The sequence below is a fragment of the Mesorhizobium sp. WSM4847 genome, assembly GCF_055811335.1.
This window is the reverse complement of the sequence record NZ_JBVVPY010000001.1, coordinates 360500-385480: the sequence shown is the minus strand read 5'-3', so window position 1 is coordinate 385480 and position 24981 is coordinate 360500. Positions and strand designations below refer to the sequence as shown.

The 24981-nt window shown below is 61.3% G+C and carries 24 protein-coding genes; 11 read left to right on the top strand and 13 right to left on the bottom strand.

The window, feature by feature from the left end; all coding sequences use genetic code 11:
* Positions 1–12: 12 nt before the first annotated feature.
* On the bottom strand, positions 13–1533 hold the full coding sequence (locus tag AC0L28_RS01795) for a malonate--CoA ligase (RefSeq protein ID WP_473475201.1): 1521 nt from the start codon (positions 1531–1533) through the stop codon (positions 13–15).
* A 22-nt stretch (positions 1534–1555) separates the two neighbouring features.
* Positions 1556–2950, bottom strand: a complete 1395-nt coding sequence (locus tag AC0L28_RS01790; protein WP_473475199.1) for a malonyl-CoA decarboxylase — start codon at positions 2948–2950, stop codon at positions 1556–1558.
* A gap of 198 nt (positions 2951–3148) precedes the next feature.
* On the opposite strand from AC0L28_RS01790, the gene AC0L28_RS01785 reads away from it, so the two are divergent.
* The 3 genes from AC0L28_RS01785 to AC0L28_RS01775 all read left to right on the top strand — a co-directional run bounded on the left by AC0L28_RS01785 (position 3149) and on the right by AC0L28_RS01775 (position 6747).
* Positions 3149–3799, top strand: coding sequence for a GntR family transcriptional regulator (locus AC0L28_RS01785; protein WP_128167928.1), 651 nt, complete (start codon positions 3149–3151; stop codon positions 3797–3799).
* 268 nt (positions 3800–4067) lie between these two features.
* Positions 4068–4541: a hypothetical protein gene (locus AC0L28_RS01780; protein WP_128167859.1), complete on the top strand. Its 474-nt coding sequence runs from the start codon at positions 4068–4070 to the stop codon at positions 4539–4541.
* Between the two features lie 130 nt (positions 4542–4671).
* The gene (locus tag AC0L28_RS01775) at positions 4672–6747 is read left to right on the top strand and encodes a sigma-54-dependent Fis family transcriptional regulator (protein ID WP_473475197.1); all 2076 of its coding nucleotides are present in this window, start codon (positions 4672–4674) and stop codon (positions 6745–6747) included.
* Between the two features lie 187 nt (positions 6748–6934).
* Here AC0L28_RS01775 and AC0L28_RS01770 read toward each other — a convergent pair whose 3' ends face one another.
* The 8 genes from AC0L28_RS01770 to AC0L28_RS01735 all read right to left on the bottom strand — a co-directional run bounded on the left by AC0L28_RS01770 (position 6935) and on the right by AC0L28_RS01735 (position 15915).
* Positions 6935–7978, bottom strand: a complete 1044-nt coding sequence (locus AC0L28_RS01770) for an NAD(P)-dependent alcohol dehydrogenase (protein ID WP_027156423.1) — start codon at positions 7976–7978, stop codon at positions 6935–6937.
* 38 nt (positions 7979–8016) lie between these two features.
* Positions 8017–9648, bottom strand: coding sequence for a chaperonin GroEL (gene groEL / locus AC0L28_RS01765; RefSeq protein ID WP_473475195.1), 1632 nt, complete (start codon positions 9646–9648; stop codon positions 8017–8019).
* Between the two features lie 77 nt (positions 9649–9725).
* Entirely contained in the window at positions 9726–10526 is an 801-nt protein-coding gene (locus tag AC0L28_RS01760) for an iron-sulfur cluster assembly protein (RefSeq protein ID WP_023799647.1), read from the bottom strand.
* Positions 10527–10531: 5 nt separating this feature from the next.
* A complete protein-coding gene (locus AC0L28_RS01755; RefSeq protein ID WP_128245224.1) occupies positions 10532–11554 on the bottom strand; it encodes an amidohydrolase family protein in 1023 nt (340 codons plus the stop codon).
* A gap of 73 nt (positions 11555–11627) precedes the next feature.
* The gene (locus tag AC0L28_RS01750) at positions 11628–11999 is read right to left on the bottom strand and encodes an MmoB/DmpM family protein (protein WP_091589951.1); all 372 of its coding nucleotides are present in this window, start codon (positions 11997–11999) and stop codon (positions 11628–11630) included.
* Positions 12000–12016: 17 nt separating this feature from the next.
* On the bottom strand, positions 12017–13075 hold the full coding sequence (locus tag AC0L28_RS01745; protein WP_473475193.1) for an aromatic/alkene monooxygenase hydroxylase subunit beta: 1059 nt from the start codon (positions 13073–13075) through the stop codon (positions 12017–12019).
* A gap of 50 nt (positions 13076–13125) precedes the next feature.
* Positions 13126–14187 (bottom strand): NADH:ubiquinone reductase (Na(+)-transporting) subunit F, encoded by a 1062-nt coding sequence (locus tag AC0L28_RS01740; protein ID WP_128167864.1) that lies wholly within the window; start codon positions 14185–14187, stop codon positions 13126–13128.
* A 54-nt stretch (positions 14188–14241) separates the two neighbouring features.
* A complete protein-coding gene (locus AC0L28_RS01735; RefSeq protein WP_208602463.1) occupies positions 14242–15915 on the bottom strand; it encodes an aromatic/alkene/methane monooxygenase hydroxylase/oxygenase subunit alpha in 1674 nt (557 codons plus the stop codon).
* Positions 15916–16471: 556 nt separating this feature from the next.
* Here AC0L28_RS01735 and AC0L28_RS01730 point away from each other — a divergent pair.
* From AC0L28_RS01730 to AC0L28_RS01715, 4 genes are read left to right on the top strand one after another with little or no spacing between them, the layout of a single operon-like run.
* Positions 16472–16948: a hypothetical protein gene (locus AC0L28_RS01730; RefSeq protein ID WP_473475191.1), complete on the top strand. Its 477-nt coding sequence runs from the start codon at positions 16472–16474 to the stop codon at positions 16946–16948.
* Positions 16945–17271: a hypothetical protein gene (locus AC0L28_RS01725; protein ID WP_473475189.1), complete on the top strand. Its 327-nt coding sequence runs from the start codon at positions 16945–16947 to the stop codon at positions 17269–17271. The genes AC0L28_RS01730 and AC0L28_RS01725 overlap by 4 nt, the downstream gene beginning before the upstream one ends.
* A gap of 14 nt (positions 17272–17285) precedes the next feature.
* A complete protein-coding gene (locus AC0L28_RS01720) occupies positions 17286–18413 on the top strand; it encodes a WD40 repeat domain-containing protein (RefSeq protein WP_473475187.1) in 1128 nt (375 codons plus the stop codon).
* A 32-nt stretch (positions 18414–18445) separates the two neighbouring features.
* Positions 18446–18616 carry a hypothetical protein gene (locus tag AC0L28_RS01715; protein WP_473475185.1) on the top strand — a complete coding sequence of 57 codons (171 nt, stop codon included), beginning with the start codon at positions 18446–18448 and terminating at the stop codon, positions 18614–18616.
* A 221-nt stretch (positions 18617–18837) separates the two neighbouring features.
* Here the strand turns inward: AC0L28_RS01715 and AC0L28_RS01710 are convergent, their stop codons facing one another.
* The 3 genes from AC0L28_RS01710 to AC0L28_RS01700 all read right to left on the bottom strand — a co-directional run bounded on the left by AC0L28_RS01710 (position 18838) and on the right by AC0L28_RS01700 (position 22535).
* Positions 18838–19047, bottom strand: coding sequence for a hypothetical protein (locus AC0L28_RS01710; protein WP_128167868.1), 210 nt, complete (start codon positions 19045–19047; stop codon positions 18838–18840).
* Between the two features lie 147 nt (positions 19048–19194).
* Positions 19195–21363 (bottom strand): amylo-alpha-1,6-glucosidase, encoded by a 2169-nt coding sequence (locus AC0L28_RS01705; RefSeq protein WP_473475183.1) that lies wholly within the window; start codon positions 21361–21363, stop codon positions 19195–19197.
* A gap of 77 nt (positions 21364–21440) precedes the next feature.
* Positions 21441–22535, bottom strand: a complete 1095-nt coding sequence (locus AC0L28_RS01700; protein ID WP_023799659.1) for a glycosyltransferase family 4 protein — start codon at positions 22533–22535, stop codon at positions 21441–21443.
* A 175-nt stretch (positions 22536–22710) separates the two neighbouring features.
* On the opposite strand from AC0L28_RS01700, the gene AC0L28_RS01695 reads away from it, so the two are divergent.
* The 4 genes from AC0L28_RS01695 to AC0L28_RS01680 all read left to right on the top strand — a co-directional run bounded on the left by AC0L28_RS01695 (position 22711) and on the right by AC0L28_RS01680 (position 24935).
* Entirely contained in the window at positions 22711–22857 is a 147-nt protein-coding gene (locus AC0L28_RS01695; protein WP_023799660.1) for a hypothetical protein, read from the top strand.
* Between the two features lie 58 nt (positions 22858–22915).
* Complete coding sequence (locus tag AC0L28_RS01690; protein ID WP_473475181.1) at positions 22916–23116, top strand: hypothetical protein; 201 nt, start codon at positions 22916–22918, stop codon at positions 23114–23116.
* A gap of 324 nt (positions 23117–23440) precedes the next feature.
* Positions 23441–24196, top strand: coding sequence for an ABC transporter ATP-binding protein (locus AC0L28_RS01685; RefSeq protein WP_287237058.1), 756 nt, complete (start codon positions 23441–23443; stop codon positions 24194–24196).
* Positions 24189–24935, top strand: a complete 747-nt coding sequence (locus tag AC0L28_RS01680) for an ABC transporter ATP-binding protein (protein WP_128245217.1) — start codon at positions 24189–24191, stop codon at positions 24933–24935. Before AC0L28_RS01685 ends, AC0L28_RS01680 begins: the two co-directional genes overlap by 8 nt.
* The last annotated feature ends 46 nt before the right edge of the window (positions 24936–24981 follow it).

Sequence of the window (24981 nt, the reverse complement as noted above, 5' to 3'; positions counted from 1 at the left end):
CGGCATCATGCTCTAGGAGGCGGGCATGTAAAGGTTGCTGAACCGGTCGCGCAGAAGGTTCTTCTGCACCTTTCCCATGGTGTTGCGCGGAAGGTCCTCGGCGAAGATCACCCGTTTCGGCTGCTTGTAGCGCGCGAGGCGGTCGCGCAGCGCGTTCAGCACGGCCTTTTCGTCCATTGTGGCACCGGGCTTGAGCACCACGATGGCCGTCACCCCCTCGCCGAAATCCGGATGTGCAATGCCGACGACCGCACTCTCGGCGACGCCGTCGAGTTGATCGATCTCACCCTCGACTTCCTTCGGGTAGATGTTGTAGCCGCCGGAGATCACCAGGTCCTTGTCGCGGCCGACGATGTGGAGATAGCCCGCCTCATCGATCTTGCCGAGGTCGCCGCTGATGAAATAGCCGTCCTTGGTGAACTCCGCCGCGGTCTTTTCAGGCATCCGCCAATAACCCCGGAAAACGTTCGGGCCCTTGATCTCGATCATGCCGGTTTTGCCTGGTCCGAGCGTCTCGCCGGTGGCCGGATCGGTGACCCTCACCGACACGCCCGGGAGTGGGAAACCTACTGTCCCTGCCCTTCGCTCGCCGTCATAGGGGTTTGAGGTGTTCATGTTGGTTTCGCTCATGCCGTAGCGTTCGAGAATGGCGTGACCGGTGCGCTGCTCGAATGCGGCGTGCGTTTCAGCGAGCAACGGCGCCGAGCCGGAGATGAACAGCCTGATGTTGGCGACCGTCTCCCGGTTCAGGCCCTCATGCTGCAGCAACCGGACATAGAAGGTCGGCACGCCCATCATCAGCGTCGCCCGCGGCATCAGAGAAAGGATTTCCTCCGGATCGAACTTTGGCAGCAGAAACATCGAGGCGCCGGCGATGAGTGTGACATTGGTCGCCACGAAGAGCCCATGCGTGTGAAAAATCGGCAGCGCGTGGATCAGCCGGTCGGCTGCCGTCACCTGCCACCATTCGCGCAGTGCTATTGCATTGGACAAAAGGTTGTCGTGCGTCAGCATTGCGCCCTTGGAACGGCCGGTGGTTCCAGATGTGTACAGGATCGCGGCGAGATCGTCAGGCGCGCGCGCCGCGTCGAGAAAATCGTCAGACTCGTCCCGGGCCAACTCCATGAGCGACCCGGCGCCGTCCGCATCGAGCGTTTCGACAATCGCGCCGTAGCCGTGCGCGATCGTCTCGACATCAGTTCGCGACTTCGAGGAGACGATGACGAGCCGCGGTTCGGCGTCACCGATAAAATAGTCGAGTTCAGCCAGCGTATAGGCGGTATTCAGCGGCAGATAGATCGCCCCGCAGCGCACGCATGCGAGATAGAGCATCAGAGCCTGCGGGCTCTTGTCCACCTGGACCGCGACGCGGTCGCCCGGGCGAACGCCGAGCACATCAATTGCGCTGGCGATCTGTCCGGAGAGCCGCAGCGCATCTGCATAGGTCCAACGCTGACCATCAATAGTCTCGATGAAAATCGACTCGCCTGACTTAGCGGATGCTCGCATGGCGTCGAACAGATGATTGCTCATTGAACTCCTCCCAATCTGCTTATTAGGTTTTCTGCATTTCGGTGCGGCGTCGATGAACCGGGGCCGCGATATCGGTGTCGGTCGAAGCGGTTGCCGCCAGTTTTCTTACCTCCGGCGAAGCGGCTATTTCGCCATGCTGCGCCAAGGCTTCGTGGTTCGCCTCGATGTCGTCCAACTTGTAAAAGTAGTTGACCATCAAGCCGTGGGACTGCCGCATCGCCTTGGCGGAGCGATCGGCGAGGAAGTTCAGCCGTTCAAGGCGAGCGCCGTTGCCCAAATGAAAACGCGCCACAGGATCGACCGGCCGTCTGCCGGTGGCTCGTTCCCTAATGAAATAGCGTGCGGCGAGCGGGAGAAGCACCGCTTCAACGGCCTGTGCCTTCTGCGGATTGTCCGCCCAGCCCGGATCGTCCAGCAGCTCGAGCGTCTTGAGGGTCCGATCATCGAGGCTGGCATCGGCCGCCTTGCGCAGTCTTGCCAGCCAGCCAGCGAAACCCGGAACCGGCGACAGCGTCACGAAGATCTTCAAGCCGGGCAGGTCGCGGCGCAAATCCTCCACCACCTGCTTGATCAGAAAATTCCCGAAAGAGATGCCACGCAGTCCGTCCTGGCAGTTGGAGATAGAATAGAAGACAGCGGTGGTGGCGTCCTGGGCCGTGATCGGCGAACGGTTTACATCGAGCACATCAGCGATGGCAGAGGGAATCGCCCTGGTCAGCGCAACCTCGACGAAGATCAGCGGATCGTCTGCGAGACGCGGGTGGAAGAACGCAAAGCATCTGCGGTCGGCTGGAGCTAGCCTCCGCCGCAGCTCCTCCCAGCCGGCGATTTCATGCACCGCCTCGTATTTGATGATCTTCTCCAGGATGTCAGCTGGCGTGGACCAGTCGATCGGACGCAGGGTCAGAAAACCGCGGTTGAACCATGAGCCGAACAGGTGGGCGAAGTCGGCATCGACAGCGCGAAACGGTTCCGTCGCATCCTTCATGGCTAATAGGCGTTCGCGCATCTCCACCAGCCTTGCCGTGCCTTTGGGGGCCAGGTTCAGTCTGCGCACCAGTTCCTGGCGACGCGGCTCGGCGGCCTGGTGCAGTTCGATGACGGCGTCCGAGCTCCTGTCGCTGCGGTAGCGCTCGATGGCTTTGTCAAGCTTGGCGATGTCTGGGCCGAACTGTTCGTGCAGCATACGCGCGAAGTCTTGCTGACCGGCCGCGTCCAGTTGGGCCCAGCGCTGAAGGACCTCGGCGGCCAATGCCATGCCCGAGGCCTCGCCCCGGCTGGACAACAGCATGTCGCAGAGTGTTTCGATATTCGTCTCGGCTTGGACCGGTTCGCTGCGCGCCCCTGCCGCAACCAGCCTGCGGCCGCGATCGGTAATGCTTTGCACCATATCGCTAAAGAACGAGATGCCTGCCATGTCGGAGTCCCTCCTGGCAAAAAAATCGAAATCGGCGCAAGCAGACCCGCCGCGCGGCCTCGACGCGTGCCGGGTGCTCGGATGCGTCCACCCATTTGTGCGACTTGCCTTTTGTGGTATTGTTCTTAAACGTTCTTGTACGCAAAGTCAATGTTCTTGCATACAAGATTTATCATGCTGCATTGGAAGGCCCAGAAAATGTCGGAGAATGTCGTTCAGCGCCTACGTGACGAGATTGAAAACGGCATAATCTCGAACGACTTCGCCCCCGGTGCACGACTGGACGAGGTGCAATTGGCAACACGCTTCGGCGTGTCGAGGACGCCGGTGCGCGAGGCGCTGATGCAGTTGAACGCAATCGGGCTGGTGGAGATCCGGCCGCGCCGGGGTGCCGTGGTGATCGATCCGGGACCGCACCGCATTTTCGAAATGTTCGAGGTGATGGCGGAACTTGAAGGCTTGGCCGGTTCGCTGGCCGCGCGACGGTTCACCGATGCCGATCGCACAACCATCCTGGCCGCGCATGCAGATTGCGAGCGTTCGTCTTCGGCCGGCGACAGCGACGCCTATTATTACGATAACGAACGCTTTCACAAAGCTATCTACACTGCCAGCCACAGCGGTTTTCTGGCCGAGCAGTGCGTCGCACTGCACCGCCGTCTGCAGCCCTACAGGCGTCTCCAACTGCGCGTGCGCAACCGCGTTGCCACGTCGTTCGCCGAGCATGGCGCGATCGTGGAAGCAATCCTCGCCGGCGACGCGGAGCAGGCGCGCACGCTCCTGCGGCAGCATGTCAGCATCCAGGGCGAACGCTTCAGCGATCTTGTAGCGACGCTGGCGAGCAGATAGTCCGTCGCAAGTCGAGCCTCTCGCCTTTCACCGTCGCCTCAATGAAGTCAAGCCGCATGCCGAGGCCGGCATGGCAGCGGGCGTGCATCTGAGCAAGCGGGCGTTCCGGTTATCGGAAATCCCGTGTAGCAGCCGCCTGCTACCAGCAAAGCAAATTTTGGCGCTATCTTGATATGAATGGCGAACTTCGCCGAGGCGGTGTAGGGTTCACCGCAAAAGAAGAATTGAGCCGTAGAAACGGCGACGCGGAGCGAATCTGGGAGGATTCATGGTCGAGATTATCTCCAAGCGGGATGGCCCGCGGCGCGAGGACGCACACGTCAAAAGACTGATCGAGCAGAACCGCTCGACCATCGTCCGCCTTGCCGACCAGATCAGCGGTGGCGGCTATTCAGCTTCCAGGAAGCCACGACAGCAACCAAAGGCGGAAGGCCTGATCATCCATGTCGGTGGCGGCGCGGCACCGGTTGCCGAGGCCAAGCCGTCCATCCAAGTCACCATGAACGGCCGCGTCATTTCGAAGGATCGGAACACTGGCCGTCAACTTCATCACATCGGCGATATCCGCGACCGCGGCGGCGACCAGGTCTTCGTGCTGGCTACAAAGCAGAATGGCTTCTTCTCGCCGGTCGACGAAATCGTTGCCGAGGCGCTTGCCGACATGGACGGATCCCGCCTCGCTGCCACCTATACCGAAGAACAGCTTGCCTTCGACATCGGCGCGAAACTCGGCATCAACTGATCAGGCTAACGCCTGGGCGTGCTTCTTCACGTCCAACTCGCGGCAGTCTACGAACGCGACAGCATACAGAAATGGCATGTCTCAAAGGTTTTGTGATGACTGAATGAAACAAAGGTTCTGTGATGACTGAATGAAACGCGAGATAGCCCCCGATCAGATGAAGATCGATGCCCTTCCGGCGCGTAGGTCGCTGACCACCGGCCAAATGGCTCTGAGCAACATCGACTATGACGAGCATGCCACCATGCGCGCCTGGGAAAGTTTCCTGGCTGACGAGCCCAAATGCGCCGGCGATGCTGTCCACCCAAGCCACGTCCGCTCCCTCATTCACGATTCCTGGTATCGCAGTGCCACCGGCGGCATCAACGCTCAAGGCATTGAAGCGCCGCTGAGCAGTGATCGCGACGAAATCGAATATCTTACCCGGGCCAATGCAGAACTGCTTTCGGCGGCGCGGCGGTCGTTCGCATCGCTTGGCCAGTTACTGGACGGGACCGGCGCGATGCTGGTTCTGGCCGACAGCGACGGCGTGCTGATCGACGCCATCGGCGACAAGAAGACGCTGCATGACGGCATGGATATCCACTTGGCCATCGGCGGCAAATGGAACGAGGATGCCGTCGGGACGAACGGCATCGGTACGGCGCTGTGGACCGGCGAGCCGACTTTCGTGCATGCGGCCGAGCATTTCTGTGCCGGCATCAAATCCTGGACCTGCGCCGGCGCGCCGATTCGCGACCCGCTGGACGGCAAGATCATCGGTGTGGTCGACCTGTCAGGCTATTCGCCGATCTTCAGGCCGCACAACACCGCGCTCGTCGCCGCGACAGCCCGGCAGATCGAAAAGGCATTGGCCGAACAGCAGCAGGAACAGCGCACGCGCCTGCTCGAAGCTTTCATTTCATCGGCTCCCGGCTACCGCCGAAAGGACGGGCTGGTAATCGTCGACCACCGCGGTCGTGCCATCTTCTGCAACAATGTGCCTGATGGCGAGGCCACTGAGATGATGGACGGCCCGATGGAGCCAGGCCGTGGCCGCTGGCTGATGAACCTTCCGTCCTCCGGCTCCGAAGCCGACCTTGCCAGGGCGCTGCCGGCCCATCTGCGATCCTGCCATATCACCCCGCTCAAGCTCGATGGCGACCTCCGCGGCGCGGCGCTGGTGTTCCCCTCCGTGCCGGCAGTCTCCAGTGCGGCGGTGGTCCACCGGGAAGTGAACAAGCATCTTCAGGATGCTGTCGCCATGATCGTCGGCGAAAGCGAAGCGCTGCATGCCGCCATCGACGTCGCCCGCCGCGTCGCCCGGTCGAGCAGCGTAACATCGCTGTTGGTCGAGGGTGAAACAGGGGTCGGGAAAGAGCTGTTTGCGCGGCTTGTCCATGCCGGCGGCCGGCGCACGGCGAACGATCCGTTCATCGCCATGAATTGCGGGGCGATCACCAGGGACCTGTTCGGCAGCGAGTTGTTCGGCCATGTCGCCGGCGCCTTTACCGGCGCCTCGCGTGAAGGCAAACCGGGGGTTTTCGAGCTCGCCCATGGCGGCGTCCTCAGTCTCGACGAGATCGGCGAATTGCCGCTCGAGATCCAGCCGTTTCTGCTGCGTGTCCTGGAAGAGCGCGTGGTCAACCGCATTGGCGACAGCCGGGGCCGCCCGGTGGACGTGCGCCTGGTCGCCTCGACCAATCGCGATCTCAAGCACGAAATTGCCACAGGCCGATTCCGCCGCGATCTCTACTATCGAATTGGCGCGGTTTCGATCACTGTTCCACCGCTGCGCGAGCGTGGCGAGGATGTGCTGCTGCTGGTCGAACATTTCAACCGGCAGATCGCCACCGCAGCGGGCGAGGACCCGCTGGAATTTTCCCAAGAAGCGCTCGATGCCCTGCTCGCCTATCAATGGCCGGGCAATGTACGCGAACTGAGGAACCTCATCGGGCGGTTGCATGTCCTGGCGCGGGGCCGAGATATCGGGCTCCACGATCTCCCCGGTGAAATCGCGGCGCCCAGCGCCACGTCCGATGATGGCAAGACCCTGTCGGCCGAGTCGCCTGGAGGCACACTCGTCGAGGCGGAACGCCAGGCGATGAAGCACGCATTGGCGGCCGAGGGCGGCAATCTCAGTCGGGTCGCGCGGCGGCTCGGTATTTCCCGGCCGACACTCTATCGCAAACTCGACCAATACGGCATCCGCCGCGGTTTCCTCTAGGATCAGAACCCGTCACCGGCACAAAAGCGCCGAGCGGCATTCGCGCCACTGGCTGGGGAAAGTCATGCCAATGGTCAGCGAAATTGCCACAGCCGCGCCGATCTTGGTGATGCCGCCCGGACCCTTTCTCTCCCTCTAGATGTGACCGGACACCGCACCCGACCGCGCGAAATCCGGCCCATATATTTCAGGGCACGATGACGCCGCGGCCGGTGAACCGGCGGTTCTTGAAATCGTCGAGCGCAGTGTTGATGCTGGCAAGGTTGTATTCGGTGTAGTGCATCTTCACCTTGCCGTCGGCGTTGAGCTCCATCAGTTCGACAAGCTCGGTGAAATTGCCGACCAGGCTGCCGCCGATGTTGATCTCCTCGATGACGAGATGGGCGGTCGGCACATTGATATTGCCGCCATAGCCGACGACGAACAGTTGCCCGCCCTTGCGCACCATCTTCCAGCAGATGTTTTCGACGCCGAGCTCGCCGACGAAATCGATGACCACATGGGCGCCTCCGCCGGTGATCTGGCTGACCTCCTCGATGACGTTCGGCCCGCCATCGAGGACGAAGTCGGCGCCGAGATCCTTGGCCAGCACCTGTGCTGCCGGCTCGCGATCGACGGCGATGATGCGGCAGCCCGAGATCGCGTGCAGCGATTGCAGCGCGATGTGGCCGAGCCCGCCTATGCCGAGCAGCACACAATAGCTCCCTGGTCGCAGCAGTTTGGCGGCGCGCTTGGCGGCGCGATAAGCGGTGATGCCGGCGTCGGCAAGCGGCGCCACCTCGATCGGCGTGACGTTGGCGTTCAGCTTGATCAACGAACGCTCGCTGGTGATGAAATACTCCGCGAAACCGCCGTTCATGCCGAGGCCCGGAAATTGGCCGTTATCGCAGTACATATCCTCGCCGTGGCGGCAGTTGAGGCAGATGCCGCACGAGCGGAAGGGGTGGCAGATCACGGCGTCACCGCGCTTGACCGACCTGACGCCGCTGCCGACCTCCTCGACCCAGCCTGCATTTTCATGGCCCATGATGTAAGGCAGCAGCGTCCCCTCTGGATCCATGGTCGGCTTCCACACACCCTCGATGATGTGGAGGTCGGTTCGGCAGAGGCCGGCAGCACCTACCCGCACTATGACCTCGTCGGGAGCGGTAATGGTCGGCGCCTTGACCTCCTCGACCCTGAGCTGGACGTTCATATGCGGGTCGTATTCGTACAGTCTGGCAGCTTTCATCGTCGTATCCTTTCAACGTCGAGATTGTTCGGATTGCTTCAGGCGCGGCCGAGCTTTTCAGAGCCGCCACCGCGAGCCGGTCCGGCCGTCGGGTCCTCGTCCTCGGCGAGATGGCCGATCAGCGTTTCGGTGGTCAGGATCAGCGTCGCCACCGAAGCTGCGTTGGCGAGTGCTGTGTAGGTGACGCGGACCGGATCAATGATCCCTGCCTCGAACATGTTCTGGTAGCTGCCGGCAGACGCGTTGTAGCCGTAGCCGCCGTTGATGCGCGTGACTTCCGCCACGACCGCTTCGGGATCGGCGCCGGCATTGACGGCTATGCGCCAGAGCGGCCGCGACAGCACCGATCGCACCAGGCGCACGCCTTCGGCGACATCGCCGTCGACGTCTGCCGCCACCCTGTCGAGCAGCGGCGCGATCTGGGCAAGCGCCGAGCCACCTCCGGCGACCACGCCCTCTTCGGATGCGGCGCGCACCGCATTCAGCGAATCCTCGATGAGCTGAATGGTTCGCTTTTGCTCGACCGGCGTGACACCGCCGGCATAGAGAATCGCGGTGCCGCCAGAAAGCTTGGCCAGGCGTTCGCGCAACTTGTCCTGATCGATATTCGGCGGCGAAGCTTCATACTGCCGCTGCACCTGAGCGCGACGCGACGCGATTGCCGCGTGGTCGCCGCCGCCGCGGATGATCGAGGTGTAGGACGAACTGGTCTTCACCCGGTCAGCCGTTCCGAGATCGTCGGCGGTGATGTCCTCCAGCCGACCGCCGAGGTCGCGCGCGATCACCTTGCCGCCGGTGATGATCGCCAGATCCTCCATCATCGCCTTGCGCCAATGGCCATATTCCGGCGGATGGACAACGAGGTATTTTCCAGGTCCTTGCTTGCCGAGTAGCGTTACCACGACTTCCGGCGACATTTCCTCGGACACGATCAGCAGCGGCCGACCATCCTCGGCGGCAATGCGGCGAGCCGCATCCAGCGCCTCGGGCTGCTTGATCTTGAGATCGGTCATCAGGATGTACGGCCGTTCGAGAACAGCCTCCATCTTCTCCTGGTCAGTCACCATGTGATGAGAGAGATAGCCGCGGTCGAAGGACATGCCCTCGACCACATCGAGCGTGGTCTCGGTGGTGACGCTGAAGTCCGTGGTGATGACGCCTTCGGCCCCCACCCGCTGGTGGGCTTCCGCCACCAGTGCGCCAAGCTTGGTATTGGTCGCCGCAATGTTGGCGACCGAGGCGAGAATGCCGTTGCCCTTAGCCGGTTTGGCCGAAGCCTTGAGCGCCGCCACCACCGCTGTCACGGCAAGGTCGATGCCCTTGCACAGATCGACGGATTTCACGCCGCGTTCATTCGCCTCCACACCGCCCTGGATGAGAGCGTTGGCGAGCACGATGGCAGTCGTGGTACCGTCGCCGGCGACCTCGTTGGTTTGCATCGACACTTCGCGAACGACCTGCGCGCCCATGTTTTCGAAACGGTCGTGCAATTCGATCTCGGAGGCGATGCTGACGCCGTCACGGGTCACCATCGGCGTGCCGATCGGCCGATCGATCATCGCGTTCATGCCTTTGGGGCCGAGCGTCGGCTCGACGGCAGCGGCCAGCCGAAAGACGCCACGGGCGAGAGCACGACGGGCGTCGGAGTTGTGAAGCATTATTTTGGGCATGATTCCTCCTTCCGCCTTACGGGCGGGTTGTTGGTTAGGGGCCTCGTGCGAGGGAGGCCGTTGTTTTCGGCTCTACTTCAGGCGGTCGGCGCGGCTCGTGCCGGCACGCGATCCATGATGAAATCGACCAGTGTCGGTTCGCCGTCGACCACATACAGTTCCTTGTATCTGGTCTGCTTGAGCCCACGGCAAAGCGCGCCGTTGAACTCCATATTGACGCGCACACCGCGCAGTTCAGCGAGATGGGCGCCGAGTGCGGCAGTCTGTATGCGTTGCCCTTCCCAGGTCACGAAGACAGGATCATCCGCCCGGCGGCCGGGAAAACGCTCGATCAGAGCCGCCCGGTATCTCGGCTTCTGTTTGGCCGCTTCGCCCGCCTCGAGCCGCGCGACATCGTATGCCGGCAGGTCCATGCCGAGGATTTCCCGATCGGTCAGACCATGCTGCCGAAGGCCCCGCAAAACCGCCTCCTGGCGCCGCTTGAATGCCTTCATCCTGAAGGTTTCGCGCAAGGCGCCGAGATCCTGATCCTCGGCAAGTTCAGCGAAAATATCGCCGAAAGTCTTGCCGGCTGCCATGCCGCGATTGACCTCTTCCGCGAACATGTGGTCGTGCAGCTTGACGCGATAGGCCGGCGACCATGAGAGTTGGTCGAGCGCCTTGCGGACGCCGTCCAGCATCAGAAACGCGAAGTTGGGCGAGCACCAGTAGGTCGGCAGGCGGAAATCTATCTCCACGCTGCCATCGCCCGTCATCACGGCTCGCTCGACGAAGCCCATCTCGGTAATCGGTTCGTCGAGTTCGGGGTCATTGACCTCACCAAGGCACCGCCAGAGCTCCTTCTCGCGGTTGCCGGAAACGCTGGCGGCGGTTGCCATGGCCCCTACTCCGCCGCGATGCTGAAGGGCGAACTGGCGAGCGCTTTCTTCTTGGCTGCGATGTCGATGTTGTAGAGACGCGCGGCATTAAGACCGAGGATCTTCTCCTTGATCTCGTCGGTCAGTTGCACGCCGCGTTCTGCGGCGATGTCGTCGGGGATCTGGTAGGCCCAGAATTTCTCGACCAGCCAGCGTGGCGTCCAGATCGCGTAGTCGGAACCGAACAGGATTTTCTCCGGCCCGATCCAGAACAGCAGTTCGGCGATGACCTCGCCGAAATAGCGCGGGCGGGCATGGATGAAGGGCAGCGCCACCGCAAGCCCGCCATAGACGTTGGTTTCCTGCGTCGCGATCCAGCAGAAATCGTCAAGACGCGGCAAGCCGCAATGCTCGATGATCCAGTTGAGGCCCTGGAAATCCGTCGCCGCATGATCGACGTCATGCACGTCGAACGCATCCTTGCTGAGCGGCAGGATCGTCGGGCCCTTGTGGACGTGGATGTTCCTGATGCCGAGCTTGTCGCAGAGTTCGAAGCATTTGTAGGCGTCGGGATCGGTGAGCTTCCAGCCCTTGGAGGCGCCGTTCCATTCGGCCGTGTACATCTTCACGCCCTTGACGTCGTAGGTCTCCTTGAGGAAATGGATGTACTCAAGCGCCTTCTCACCGTCGCGCGGATCGAAGGCGCCGTTGACGATGAAACGCTCCGGATAACGCTTGGCCACCTCGGCGTTGCGTTCGATCGTGTTGAAGCCGTTCTTGTAGAAGTCCTTGAGATAGGTCGACTGGACGATCGCCATATCGTCTGGACCGTCGATGAACAGGTCGCGATAGAGATCGTCGGCACTGTATTTCTCGAACTTGCTCTTCTCCCACAGCTGGTCCTTGGGGCTCATCCCCGTGTGATAGGCGTAGAAGCAATCGATGAACTGCTTGCCGTGAATATTCTTCTGGTTCTCCGGGCTGCCGTCCCAGAAATGGGTGTGGCCGTCGACCACGAAAATATCCTTGCCTTCCGGTGTCCTAAACATTCTTTCCTCCGCAAGATGCGTGTTGATCGGTTCGGCGTGCCGAAATCAGCCGGCACGCCTGATTTTTTGCCGGCTATTCGATGTATTCGAACATCTCGTCCATGTTGCCGAACAGGATCACGGTGTTGTCGTCGATGCGCACCATCCGCCCGTAGTGGGTGGAGCTGTTGACCTCGAAGGTTTCCGCCGTCATCTCGCGGCCGAGATATTCGCTGATCTCGTCCATTTTGAAGATCAGCTTGCCGGTGCCATCGATCCGGATCATCGCCGGTTGATAGGTTACGATCACGTTCGGCTTCAGGCCCATGAATTCGGCGATGGCTCTGGCTTCGACCGAGTCGTTCATGGTGACGCCGCACTGATGCGAAATCGTCTGTTCGAAGGTGATGTCCTTCATCGCCCTGAAGATGTTGGATTGCGATGCGTCGCGTGCTGCAGTTGACATGACGGTTTCTCCCTGTGTCAGCGCTTGAGGCCAAGTTCGCGGAGTATCTGACCAATCCGTTCCTCGGATTTGGCACGGACATCCGCAAAGGCGACCGGCTTGGAATGCGGCATCGACCAGATCGGCTGCAGGCCGGTGGCTGCCTTGTCGGCGAGCGCGCCGTGTTTCTCGACCCAGCCCTGGAAGAGCTTCTTGTTCGCCGCGCCGTGCTTCTCGTCGTTGGCGAGCATGTGCATGAGGTCGATCGTGTTGGCGAGGTTGCGTTCGTAGTCGGCCTCGGCGGCCGAGATCACCGCAGGCGTTATGAAGTCGTGGTTGGCGGCAGCGATCTGCATCAGGAAGCCTGAGCGGAATGCCTCCCCGACCAGCGGCTCGAAGACGATGTTGATGGCGAAATACTGTTCGAGATAGTCGGTCGCGCCCATGATGGTTTCGACCGCCTCGCGGGTACCTTGCCAGTTGTTGTCCTCGAGCCAGGCCTTCTTGCCAAGTTCGTCGTCCCAGCCGGGAAGGTCCATGCCGATCTCGGCAAGGTAGAGCGTGATGTCCTGGGCAAGCCGCAGCTTGTAGGACGAGTTGGTCAGCGTCGCGTTGTTGATCATCTGGGTGTAGCCGTAACGCTGCGCCTGCATCAGCGAGGTGCCGAGCCCGAATTCGGAGTGCTTCCAGGCGCCGAGCTGCGTCTGCAGAATCTTGACCCAGGCCTTGTCGAGGGTCTTGGGCGCCCCCGACTTGCGGGCGTTGTTGATGACGCTCTGCACCATCGTCTCGATTTTCGACTGGCGCTGGTAGTGCGTGCGTTCCCATTCCTGATCGGGGGCGCGAAAGGCATGCCAGTTGGAGCTCTGCGCAGCAGTGTTCTGCTTGACATAAGCGCCCTTGCCGTCGGCAAAGGAGATGATCCAGTCCTGGATCAAGTAACGCTCCGGGTCAGGCTGCACGTCGACCGTCATGTCTTCGTAGTGCGTGGCGCGCTGGCCCTTCGGGTCGAAATACCGGTACTTCCGGCTGTCGGAATCGGCAAAGATCGCCGCGCCGGCGGCTCCGGATCCGACTGAACTCGAGATAGCTGGCATAGTCTTCACTCCCTTGTTGCAGTTGTGGTTGCAGTTGCGTGGCCGTCCCCTCAGTGGGTCGGCGTAGCACCTGTCGATGTGGTGAACTTGTCGAAGAAGATCCGCTCGGTCTCGAACCCGTTCATGAATAGAACCGGCTGAAGCGCATCAATCATCGGTGGCGGGCCACAGGCATGGACATCGCCCTGCCCGTCGACCGCAAGTTGCTTGAGCTTGGCATCGACACTCTGGTGTACGAAACCGCGTTCGCCTTCCCATTCGGCGTCATCAGTCGCGTGCGACAGCACGGGAATGAAAGTGACATCCGAATGCTGGCCGACCAGCTCGGCGATCCTGTCGAGATAGAACAGGTCGTTGCGGGTCCTGGCACCGTAGAAGAAATAGACCGGACGTTTCTCGCCGCTCTTCAGATGGTCGTTGAGGATCGACCAGATCGGCGACATGCCCGAGCCGGCGCCGACCAGGACTAGGGGTCCTTGCCGTTCTTCCCGACGGAAACAGGTTCCGTAGGGTCCGACGACGGTGACTTCGGCTCCAACCTTGATTCCTCCGGAATCGAGTTCTCCAGAGAACTTTCCCTCAGGGTATTTTTTGATGATGAAGCAGAGTTTTTCGGTTTGGTCCGGCGTATTTGCCATGGAGAACGAGCGCGTAATCGTCTCCCCTTTTTCCGTGGTAACCGTGATGTCGACATATTGCCCCGCCCAGAACTTTATCGGCGAGCCGAGTTCGATCTCGATGCCGCGAATGTCGTGGGTCAGGTGCTCGATCAGAGCAATCCGGCCGTTGAACGTCTTCACGGCGATCGCTTTCGCCAAAATCTCCTCGTCGTAGTTGAGAAGCTCGACTTCCAGATCGGAGTAGGCGATGCAGCGGCACAAAAGGACGTGGCCGCTCTCCTTCTCCATGTCGTTCAGCGCGAAAGTCGAGTATTTCAGCATGTCGACTTCGCCTTCGAGCAGCACGCTCTTGCAGGCCGAGCATTGCCCTTCCTTGCAGCCGTGCGGCAGGGCGATGCCCTGGCGGAAAGCGGCGTTGAGTACCGTTTCGCCATTTTCGACATCAAATTCGACGCCGACCGGGCTGAGCCTGACCGTGTGGGTTTCCGACATACGGACCTCCAGTGAAAGGAAGGGGCGGGACGAACCCGCCCCCCTTTGGCCTGATCAGTTGCAGGGGGTGATCGTGAAGCCGGCCCGGTATTCCGCCAGGTGCTTCTCACGGTCCGCGGGTGACATGGCACGCAGCGCGTTGAGCGGCGACCCGAGCTTGTTGCCGCGCACGTCGTCCAGCGTCCACATCTCCTTGTCGTCGAAGCGCATATGCGGCTGCGGAACGAGCGTCTTGCCGTCGGAGCGGACGAAGTTCAGGTCCTTGATCGCATCGGCCAGATCCCAGCCGTCATAGAGCGTCTCCCATTCGCGCTTGCCGCTGAAGCGGCCCATCGCGGGTGTCGGACGGCCCTGATATTCGTCGGCGAACGCCACGGTGGCAGTCCACTTGTCGAGTTCGTGGGCGAAGGTGTGCAACTGGCCGTCGATCTCGCCGACCACCATATCCTCGCGGATCAGGCAGGGAACAAGGCAGGACCAACAGCGATGCGGATAGACGTAGCCGACGTCGCTGTTGAACAGCAGTACCTTCTCGCCCTTGTGGCTGAGCTTGGCGTACCATTTCCAGAAGTCGCCGAATTCGGCGTACCAGCCCGGATATTTGTGCTCGAACCACTCGAAGTCCTTGTCGGTCTGGGCTTCGATGCGCCAGAAGTTGACCGGCCAGCCGACCGCGAAGAACTGTCCGACCTTGTGGACATAGTTCTTCTTGGTGATGCGTTCCCAGGCCGCCTGGACGTCGTCGTGATGGACCTTGATGCCGTATTTCTCGAGCGGCAGCATGTAGGTGCGGTAGTAATCCTCATAGATCCAGCGGTGCCACATTTCCGCGTAAGACTCCTTGTTCTTGTCGCGGTTGGTGGTGCCGTATTCGATGAAGGTGCCGATGGCCGCATCGACGATCGCGTGGTTCTGCCAGAAGGCATAGCGCAGGTCGCGCTCGAGCAAGAGGTGATTTTCCGGCTCCTTGAGCGCCGCCATCAGCAGTGAGTGGCCATTACCGATATGCCGGCTCTCGTCGGACTGCACCGACAGGAAGACGGTCGGCAGCGCATAGTCGCCGTTGCGGGCGGCTTCCGAAGGCATGGCGACAAAGAGCGTGTTGGTGAAGGCGGTTTCGGCCACCACGGTCAGGTACATGCAGGCGGCAGTCATGGTGTCGCCGGTGATGAAACCTTCCGCGAACTGCCGGCCGATAGTCGTGGCGTAGCATTTGCCGAAGGCTTCCTCGGTGATGTCGAAGCCAGCCGGATCGATGTAGTTCTCCATGTACCATTTCTTCAGGTTCATCTGGATCGTCGAGTGCCGGAACTCGTCGATCATCTGCATCGTGAAGCCGGTCCTGAGTTCCTCGCCAGGGGCGATACGGGCGACCATCGCCATCGAGCGGGCAGCCGAAATTTCCGGGAAGGGAATGATCGCCAGAAAGAGTTTCATCCACTCGACCCAGCGCGGTTCCACATTGCGGAACATGTCGCCGCGCAGCGCCGCATCCAGCGCGCCGTAGACCCGGTTGTCCTTCTCTTCCTGCATCGGGAAGTAGGACCGCAGGACCTGCTTCATCGGGTCGCGCGGCGTCTTGTTGATCTTGTAGTCCGTCGGAAACGTCATCGCTTCCTGGACGTAGGAAGGATTCCAGCCGAGATCGGCAATCTTCTTGGTTGCCTCGCCGACGGAGATTCCGCGTTGCGAGGTAATCTTGTTGAGCGTCAGAGACGTCATGGTCATAAGCCTCCACCAGGTTTGAGCCGCAGGTCCCTTGACCCCGGCATGAAGCGGCGCACAGCGCCGCAAGTGAGAGTGCGAACGGCACGACAAAGGGTTGCGCAGTCAGGCGCGACTCATGGTCCGGCCATTCAAGTGGATCGCGGCAAAGGTGTTAGAGTCTGACAGGGACCGCGGCGCCAACCGCATATGCGATGGGCGTATCGAAGCGGACGTGACCTGCTTCCTCCGTTCCTTCGTTCTTTTGGCACCGCGTCAAAAGCGCGATGGGCTTCTTGTGGAAATGTATAAAGCAAGCGCCGTGCCAATTTGAAAATGGCGCCCGCGCCTGACGCTAAAAACAAATCGCCGCCCTTTCGGCACATGAAGAGGACGGCAACTGTAACGTTCTTTTACAGTTGTAACGTACGCATGTAATATTTAATATCTATTCGCAATTGCGATATATCAAGTTAGCATTCGCAGCAAATTTGAAAAAAACACATCATCTATTTTATTCTTCTCCTTTCTCTACTATTTGAGGGCGATGGCTCACGGACGGGCCTCCTGGAGAAAAACCGTGGCGAACGACAAAGACAGCCGGAGGCAGCCCGAGCCAATGTCCAGCCAGGCTGATGGCGTCACCGGCGATCTTGTCAGGCTGATGCCCAGTGACCTGGTCTTTGTCATGCGCTTTATGGGCGAGAGCCAACATCGCCTCCAGAGCCACTTCCAAGACTTCATCCGGGCCGAGCTTGCCGCCGGCGGCGTCACCACGGAAACGCATCCGATGATCCATCTGTTCATCGAGAACCATGCGATCCTGTTGCGCGACTTCGTGTTTTCCGGCGTTTCGCTGTCGCGGCAGTTCCGCGTCGAGGAGATCGAGCGCCTTACCGGCGATACGACATCGATGATCCGCGTCGACATCTGGGATCAGTTCAAGAGCCACATCGAAACGGCCGAAAAACAGTTCCAGTCGCAGGCCGGCACATTGCCCAAATTGCTGTCGGCTTTCGAAAAACCACCCGGACCGACGGCTGGGACCGAAAAATGATGGAGGATCCGATGGGGCAAACTACCAGGCGTGACATGTTGCTCGCCCGCCGGCTCGATCTTGTCGCCAACGTCTCCGCGCTGACTGCCGAGGCGCTGCGGCTCGATCAGAAACGCGCCGGTATCGAGATGGAGGTGCTGCGCCTGGAACTCGAAATCGGCAGGAGCGGCGCCAGCGCGCAACTGGTGCAGGATTTGCATGAGGCGGAGGAGAGAGCCGCGGCGGTCATGCAGGAAGGCGCGAGGTGCGAGCAACGCATCGCCGCCGCGGAGGGTGAGGTCGAGGACGTCGACCGCAGCCTCGCGGCGACGGTGGGTAACTGACGAAGGGAATGGTCATGAACCAGCACGCGATACAGAACCTGACCTTGTTCGACCTGCTGGCGCGAAGCTGGCGTCGCCCGTCGGCGATCGCCAACCTGCGCTTCAGCGCCGATGGCTCGGCTGTCGCATGCACCAGCGTGGACGGAACGGTCGCCATAGCCGCGGTCGCGGACCAGGAGCCGCCGGAATCGCGGATCAGGGTGAGCGGCGATCTCGGCCAGACGACGATCCGCCCGCGGGAGAAGCCACCGGCACCATTGATCGCCACCGCTGCGTTGGGGGATGGAGACGTCCCGCTCGCCAGCTATTTTTCCTTCGGCTTCCTCGTTGGAACGGCGGCTGGCGAAGCGGTGCATCTGGCCGCGGACGGCAATGTGATGGAGACGCTGGTCAAGATCGACGGGCCGGTCGTCGCCGTCGACCACAACCCCCGGACGGCCATCACAGCCGTCAGCAACGGCCAGGATGTCTTCCTGGCACGCGGCCAAGGCGATGCAGTACGACTGCGACACGATGCGACACCGTCCACGGATGCGCTAGCCTTTTCGCCAGGCGGAAGGCGCCTAGCCTGCGGCCGGGATGATGGACTATCGATCTGGGCGGTCGACGGCGACGCTACCCCGATACGCGACGTTTCTTTTTCGGCGCGCCCGGTGTCGATCCGCTGGAGTGGCGATGGCACATGGCTGGCCTGTGGGCTCGAAACAGGCGGCTTTGCCCTGGTCAGCATGACCGATGATCGCTACGGCATCGTCGCGGGATTTCCATCGCCGGTCAGGACACTGTGCTGGAGCCGGCCGGAGCATGCGCTGTTTGCGTCGGGCGCCTTCCGGATCGCCGGCTGGTCGATGACGGCTCCGCCACTTGACGGCGACACCTCGGGCGCGCTGGAGACCGGCCGAGCCGGGCTGGTTCCGGTCGAGACAGTGGCTGCGCACCCGGAGAAAAAACTGATTGCGGCCGGCTATGCCAACGGCCGGATCACCATCGCCCAGATCGGCGCGCGAGACGAACTCCTCGTCAGGCCGCTGGGCAGCGCGGTGACCGCGCTTGTCTGGTCCGGCGACGGACGCCACCTGGCAGTGGGCGCAGCCGACGGCACCGCCGCGATCGTCACCTTTCCCGCACAGATGTTCAAATAGCAAAGGCAGGCCGCATGCAAAAGGAGCACAAAATGCAAACCGAACCCACCGAGGACGAGAGCAAGGACGAATTCTTCGAACGGCTCGCCAAGCTGTCGGAAGAAATGGTGGCCAAACACGGCAAGGATTTCAGTATGGGCGCATTGGTGCTTGCCGCCCGCTGGATTGCCGAAAACCGCGTCGGCCAGTTGAAGACCAACTAAACTCACGACCAATCAATGCGCTCGAAAAGCCAAAGCTCCGAAGGAGCTTCAGGCGGAGTCTCCGTACAGGTTTTGCGCTGGGCTGGCTGTGTATGCCATTCCTTCAGATTGCGACTGGCAGTGTCCATCACGGAGCACATTGGGAGCCGGCTTGCTGGTTGGGTGCGGCGGAGCCCCCGTTACGCGCCCTCACCCAGCGGCGGACCGCCAAGAGGGCGGCGCTATCGGCCCAACGGCTGCCTTGATAGCGAAATCAGTTCTGTCTCGTCGGTCACGCCGGCCATGTAGTTGGCAATAATCCGAGACGCGAGCGCCTCACGCTGACCAGTCGATTGACCTTCAAGCTTGAGCTGCTCGAACGCCCGAGCCAGCAGAGCCAACTCGGACGGATCGAAAATACCAGCTTCCTCGGCTTTTCGACGGATCGCCATGGCATCCCTCAAAGACAATCGATTGTCTTGGCAACGTTTGCAGCGATATTGTGTTCCGGGAGGTGGTTCAAGACGAGCCTGGGCGGCGTGCGCTTGCTGGCCCTCTGCCGACAGCAGCTGACGCCAGTGGCCGCTTGCCGGCCTTAGTTATGAGCGCACCACCAGAGGCACCAGACCCTCATAGCGGTGGTCGAGATAACACACAACACGGTCGCCAATGCGCTCGAAGATGAGATCGACTTTCGCCTCGCCAATGGCCAGGTGGCGGATAACGATGTTGTCGATGCCGATAGGCAGCCGCGGGCGTTCCACAGTGATCTCGCGTTTCCAGCCGTCAACCCGAATGCCCAGGCAAGCCTGCAGCATCATGAAAGCGGAGCCAGCCGACCAGGCTTGCGGCAGGCAGGCGACCGGGTAGGCCACCGGTGAATCGCTGGCCGCACGTGTAAAGCCGCAGAACAGCTCCGGCAGCCGCATGTTGAAACGGACCGCCGCCTCGAACATACCGCTCATCAGCTTCACGACGCTGTCTCGTTCGTGATAGCGGGCGAGCCCGGAGGCGCAGAGCGCGGTGTCGTGTGGCCAGATCGAGCCATTATGATATGACATCGGGTTGAATGGGATCTCATCGTCGGCCAGTGTGCGAACGCCCCAGCCACTATGAAGATGAGCAGAGAGCAACTGGCTGGCAAGTGCCTGCGCCCGTTCCGCCGACGGCAGCCCGACATAAAGCAGGTGACCGGCGTTGGACGTGCGGACCGCGCATTGCTTGCCTTCTCCGTCGATCGCCAAAGCATAGAAATCGCGGTCCGGCATCCAGAAATGCGTCTCGACCGCCTTACGGATCCTCTCTGCCAGGACGCTCCAGTGCGCCGCCTTGGCGTCGTCGCCGCGCCTGGCGGCCAGCGCCGCCATCCCTAGATATGCAGCGAAGGCATAACCTTGCACCTCGACCAATGCGATCGGCCCTCTGGGGATGGTGCCGTCGGCATGGAAGACGGCATCGGAACTGTCCTTCCAGCCTTGGTTGAACAGACCCGTGTCGGCCGCCCTGTTGTAGGTCACAAAACCTTCGCCGTTGCGGGCTCCGACTTCTTCCATCCAGGCAGTGGCAGCGCCCAGCGAGTCCCACATACGGTCGACGAACGCCTCGTCCCCGGTGCGTTCGGCGTAGGATGAAGCCAGATAGACATAGAGTGGCGTGGTGTCGACGCCGCCATAGTAGCGGCCGAACGGCAACTCGCGCAGCACCGCCATTTCGCCCTTGCGGGTTTCATGCATGATCTTGCCAGGTTCGGCATCGTCGAACACAGAGGTCTCGGTCGACTGATAGTGGGCCAGGAAGGCCAGCACCCCACGAGCAAGGTCCGGATTGAGCCAGAGCATCTGCAAGGCGGAAATCACGCCATCGCGGCCGAAAGCCGTCGAAAACCAGGGGATGCCGGCGTAGGGGTATGGCCCGGTCTCCAGATCGGTCGTCAGCAGCGCGATGTCGGCGCGCGTGCGTGTCAGCCAGTCGTTGAACACGCGGCCGGAGCTGAACACGGTGGCGCCCTGCCGGCGCTTTGAGCGCATGGCAAAGCGGGCTCGCGCAGCGGCGGCGCGAAAGCGGTCGCTGGAGGGGGTCTCTTCGCTGTGGCCGACCTCCAGGTACAATGCTCTGGCGCCGCGCCTTGCCACGCGAATGACGAAATCGGCGTGGTTGGGGTGGACCTCGTCGGGTCGGATCGAAAAGGCGATGACCGACTGACGCGCCACATTGTCGAGGCCTTCATATCGGAACGTCACGCTCGCCTCGCCGACCAGCGCGTCATGGGCGCGGCCGCGGCGGCTGCGCGTGGTGCCGCGCACCTCGAACATGTCACGGAAATCGGCGTCGAAGTCGAGCCGGACGGGCAGAACCACCTCGCGCGCGGAGTAGTTGGTGAAGGTAATGCGCTCGAACATGCGATCCTGCCAGATGAACCGCGTCCGATCAATGTGGACGACGCCCGGCAAGGTTTCGCTGCCATTCGGCCCAATAGTGGCCAGGTTGGTGAGATTGGCGGTGAACAGGATATTGTCCTGCGACAGCGAGGCGCCGAGCAGCGACGGCATCCGGCCGCCGATGAACAGGCGGAAGCGCGACAAAACACGCGTGTCGTCACGGAAAAGCCCGTCGCCGGTGCCGCGTATGTCGCCGTAGCTGTCTGCGACGACGAAGCAATCCTCGTGTTTCAGCGCAAATTGCCGATGCGGCTCGCGCGGCGCCGTTTCGTCGATTGCCGGCAGCGCCACGGCTGGATCAATCTTGCGATCTTCGAGTTGAGTGGTCATGGTCAACCCCTCCCGTCCAGAAGCGACCAAGGCGGCTCAGGCGCTGATTCGAGCAGCCGAGCCGTCGCCTTGCTCGGTCAGGTAGACATAGTCATCATTGCGGCATTTTTAGCGCGCTCGTTTTGAGAGCCAAGTGCTTTCGTTATGTCCTCCGAGAGCGAGCCATAGATCGCCACGTAGTCGCGGCACATGCGCTCGACCGTGAATCGCTCTTCAAAAGTCCGTCGCACCTGTGCACGATCGAGGCCGTTTATCCGCCGCACCGCATCCACAGCTCCGTCTGCTGTGTCGACGATCAACCCGGACACACCATCGTCGATGACCTCCGGAACGGCACCGCGCCTGAACGCTATCACAGGCGTGCCACAGGCCATCGCCTCGATGGTTACGAGTCCGAAGGGTTCCGGCCAGTCGATAGGGAACAAAAGCGCTGCCGCATTGCCCAAAAAGTCTGCTTTTCGCCGTTCGTCGATCTCGCCGATGAATTCCACGTTCGAATTTCGAAGCACCTGGGGTTCGACCGTCTCCTTCCAATAGGATTGGTCTACCTTGTCGATCTTGGCGGCGATCTTCAGCGGCATTCCGCTACGCGCAGCGATCTCAATAGCCGTTTCCGGCCCCTTTTCCGGAGAGATGCGGCCGAGGAACGCGAGATAGCCCGAGGCTTTCGGGCGAAACGGCAGAAGATCGCGAGGCAGACCGTGATACACCGTTCCGGCCCAACGGACAGGCGGCATGGGCCAGCGTTGATCGTAAGAAATCGAAACCAGCGGAATGTCATCAAACATCGAATAAAGCTGAGCCAGGTCGGGGAGGTCGAGCCGTCCATGGAGCGTCGTAACGGTTCGCTCGGCAAAGTCTCGGACTACCGGGAAGTGGAAAATATCGATGTGAAAATGCAGCACGTCGAATTCATCGGCCCGCCTGCGCACCTGTTCAAGCATCATCACGTGGTGGGGAATGTCGTGCCGAACCCTGGGATTCAGGCGCAATGCAATATCGCAACACGGGACCAATTCGGCAGAGGTGCGTGAATCACCGCTGGCGAACAAGGTCACGTCATGCCCCTGTCGAACAAGCTCCTCAGTCAGATATGAAACTATCCGCTCGGTCCCGCCATAGGTCCGCGGCGGCACGGCTTCGGTAAGGGGGGCGATCTGGGCAATTTTCATCTGCAACACTTCTCGAAAGCGAAGGTCATCCTTCAAAAAGCTCCGACGGCAATCCCCTTCCTCGCGTTCATTGCAGTGCGGTCCTCCCGGGCCAACTCTCGAAGGGTCGATATGTTCCCGGCGGGAACAATCGCCGCGTCAGGCGAGTTCAACTAGGGACCAAAGGAGAACCAGAATGGCTACGAAGCTTCAGGACACAAAAGCCGTCAAGGGATCGAGCAGCGAGCACGGCGGCAACCGCGCTGGCAATCAGGACAAGAAGGACAAGCCGCAAAAGAGCAGCCAGGCTGCCGGCAAGGATCCAAGGCGTGGCAAGGACTAACCGACGCCCTGCCCCGGAGGCGGACAATAATGGCTGCGACCATCGAGAGGAGTGACACATGGCAAAGACAAACTTGTGTGCGAAAACCAACCAGCCTGTATCGGGAAAGAGGGCAAGCGGCAGCGACAAGGCCAAGCAACCGGCCAAGGGCGGCGCCCAAGCCAGGAACGCCCAGGAATGGGGCGGCGGATCGAAAGCGTCGAAAGGCAAGATCACCCGGGCAGACCGGGAAAACCCCAACTCAAGCCAGCGCAGCTAAGCTTTTCGCATTCATCTAATCAGTCGGCCCAATCAGTCGGGGCGGAATTTCGAACTGCTCGGCCGGATGGGTTCGGATTGGGGTTGGGTTCGGATCCCGGCACGTCTCGCCGGTCGTTGGCGCCGCTTCGACATTGCAATTCGAAAATGATCGAAGGCTCCGTGCCACGGCGCCGGTAATTGCGGCCTTGACGCGATGTGCATTAGGTCGTTTGTTGCGGGCGGAAGTGCCACGGGAGGAAACCATGGAAGTCACCCCGGGGGCGGATGGCCTCGCAGCGCGGTTCCACGTTTTCACGCCGATGACCGGCGAGGGCTGCCGCGCATGAATTCCGGAGCGATCCTCGAAGCAGCGGGATTGACTAAGGAATTTGGGGGCTTTGTCGCTGTCAACAATGTCAACCTGACGGTGGAGCGAGGATCGGTCCACGCGCTGATCGGCCCCAACGGCGCAGGCAAGACGACCCTCTTCAACCTGCTGACCAAATTCCTCCAGCCAACGCGCGGCGCGATCCGCTACCAAGGCCGCGACATCACCAGGATGCAGCCGGCCGACATCGCGCGGCTGGGCCTTGTGCGCTCCTTTCAGATATCGGCGGTGTTTCCGCACATGACGGCACTCGAGAATGTCCGCATCGCGCTGCAGCGCCGGCGCGGCGACAGTTTCGATTTCTGGCGCTCCGAAAAAGTGCTCTCCAAGTTCGATGGCGAGGGTGCGGCGCTTCTCGCCGATGTCGGCCTGACCGCGTTTTCAGACATCCGCGCCAGCGATCTGTCCTACGGCCGCAAGCGCGCGCTTGAAATCGCGACGACGCTGGCGCTGAACCCTGAAATGCTGCTTCTCGACGAGCCCATGGCCGGCATGGCGCAGGAAGACATCGAGCGCATCTCGGCGCTGATCCGGCGCATCTCCAAGAACCGCACCATTTTGATGGTTGAGCACAATCTGTCGGTCGTCGCCTCGCTGTCGAACCGCATCACTGTGCTCGCTCGCGGCAAAGTCCTCGCCGAAGGCGACTATGCTGCCGTTTCCAAGGATCCGCGCGTTATCGAAGCCTATATCGGGGCCGGACATGCCTGAAGTTGAACTTGCAAGCAGGCCGGCTGCTGGCCCCTCGACGAGACCCCTGCTTCGCGTCGATGGCCTGCAGGGCTGGTACGGCGAGAGCCATGTGCTTCACGGCGTCAGTTTCGAGGTTGGCGAAGGTGAAGTGGTGACGCTGCTCGGCCGCAATGGCGCCGGCAAGACGACGACGCTGAAGGCGATCATGGGAATTCTATCCAGGCGCTCGGGCTCGGTCACCTATGAAGGTCGGGAAACGATCAAGCTGCCGTCGCGGTTGATCGCACAGATGGGCATCGCCTACTGCCCCGAGGAACGGGCGATCTTTTCCAGCCTCTCTGTCGAGGAGAATTTGATGCTGCCGCCGCAGGTGCGCCCCGGTGGGCTCACCGTCGAGCAGATTTTCGAGCTCTTCCCGAACCTGAAGGAACGGCTTTCGAGCCAAGGCACCAAGCTCTCGGGCGGCGAACAGCAGATGCTCGCCATCGGCCGGATCTTGCGGACGGGCGCCAAGCTCTTGCTGCTCGACGAGCCGACCGAAGGGCTTGCGCCGGTCATCGTGCAGCAGATCGGCCGCACCATTGCCCGGCTCAAGGACGAGGGATTCACGATCGTGCTCGTCGAACAGAATTTTCATTTCGCCGCGTTGGTCGCGGACCGTCACTATGTGGTGGAACAGGGGCGCGTGATCGACACCATCCCCAACCGCGAGCTCGACGCCAACATCGACAAGCTGCACGCCTATCTCGGTGTCTAGACAATCATCAACGGCGCGTTGCGCCGCAATCGGAGGGAAGTAGCGA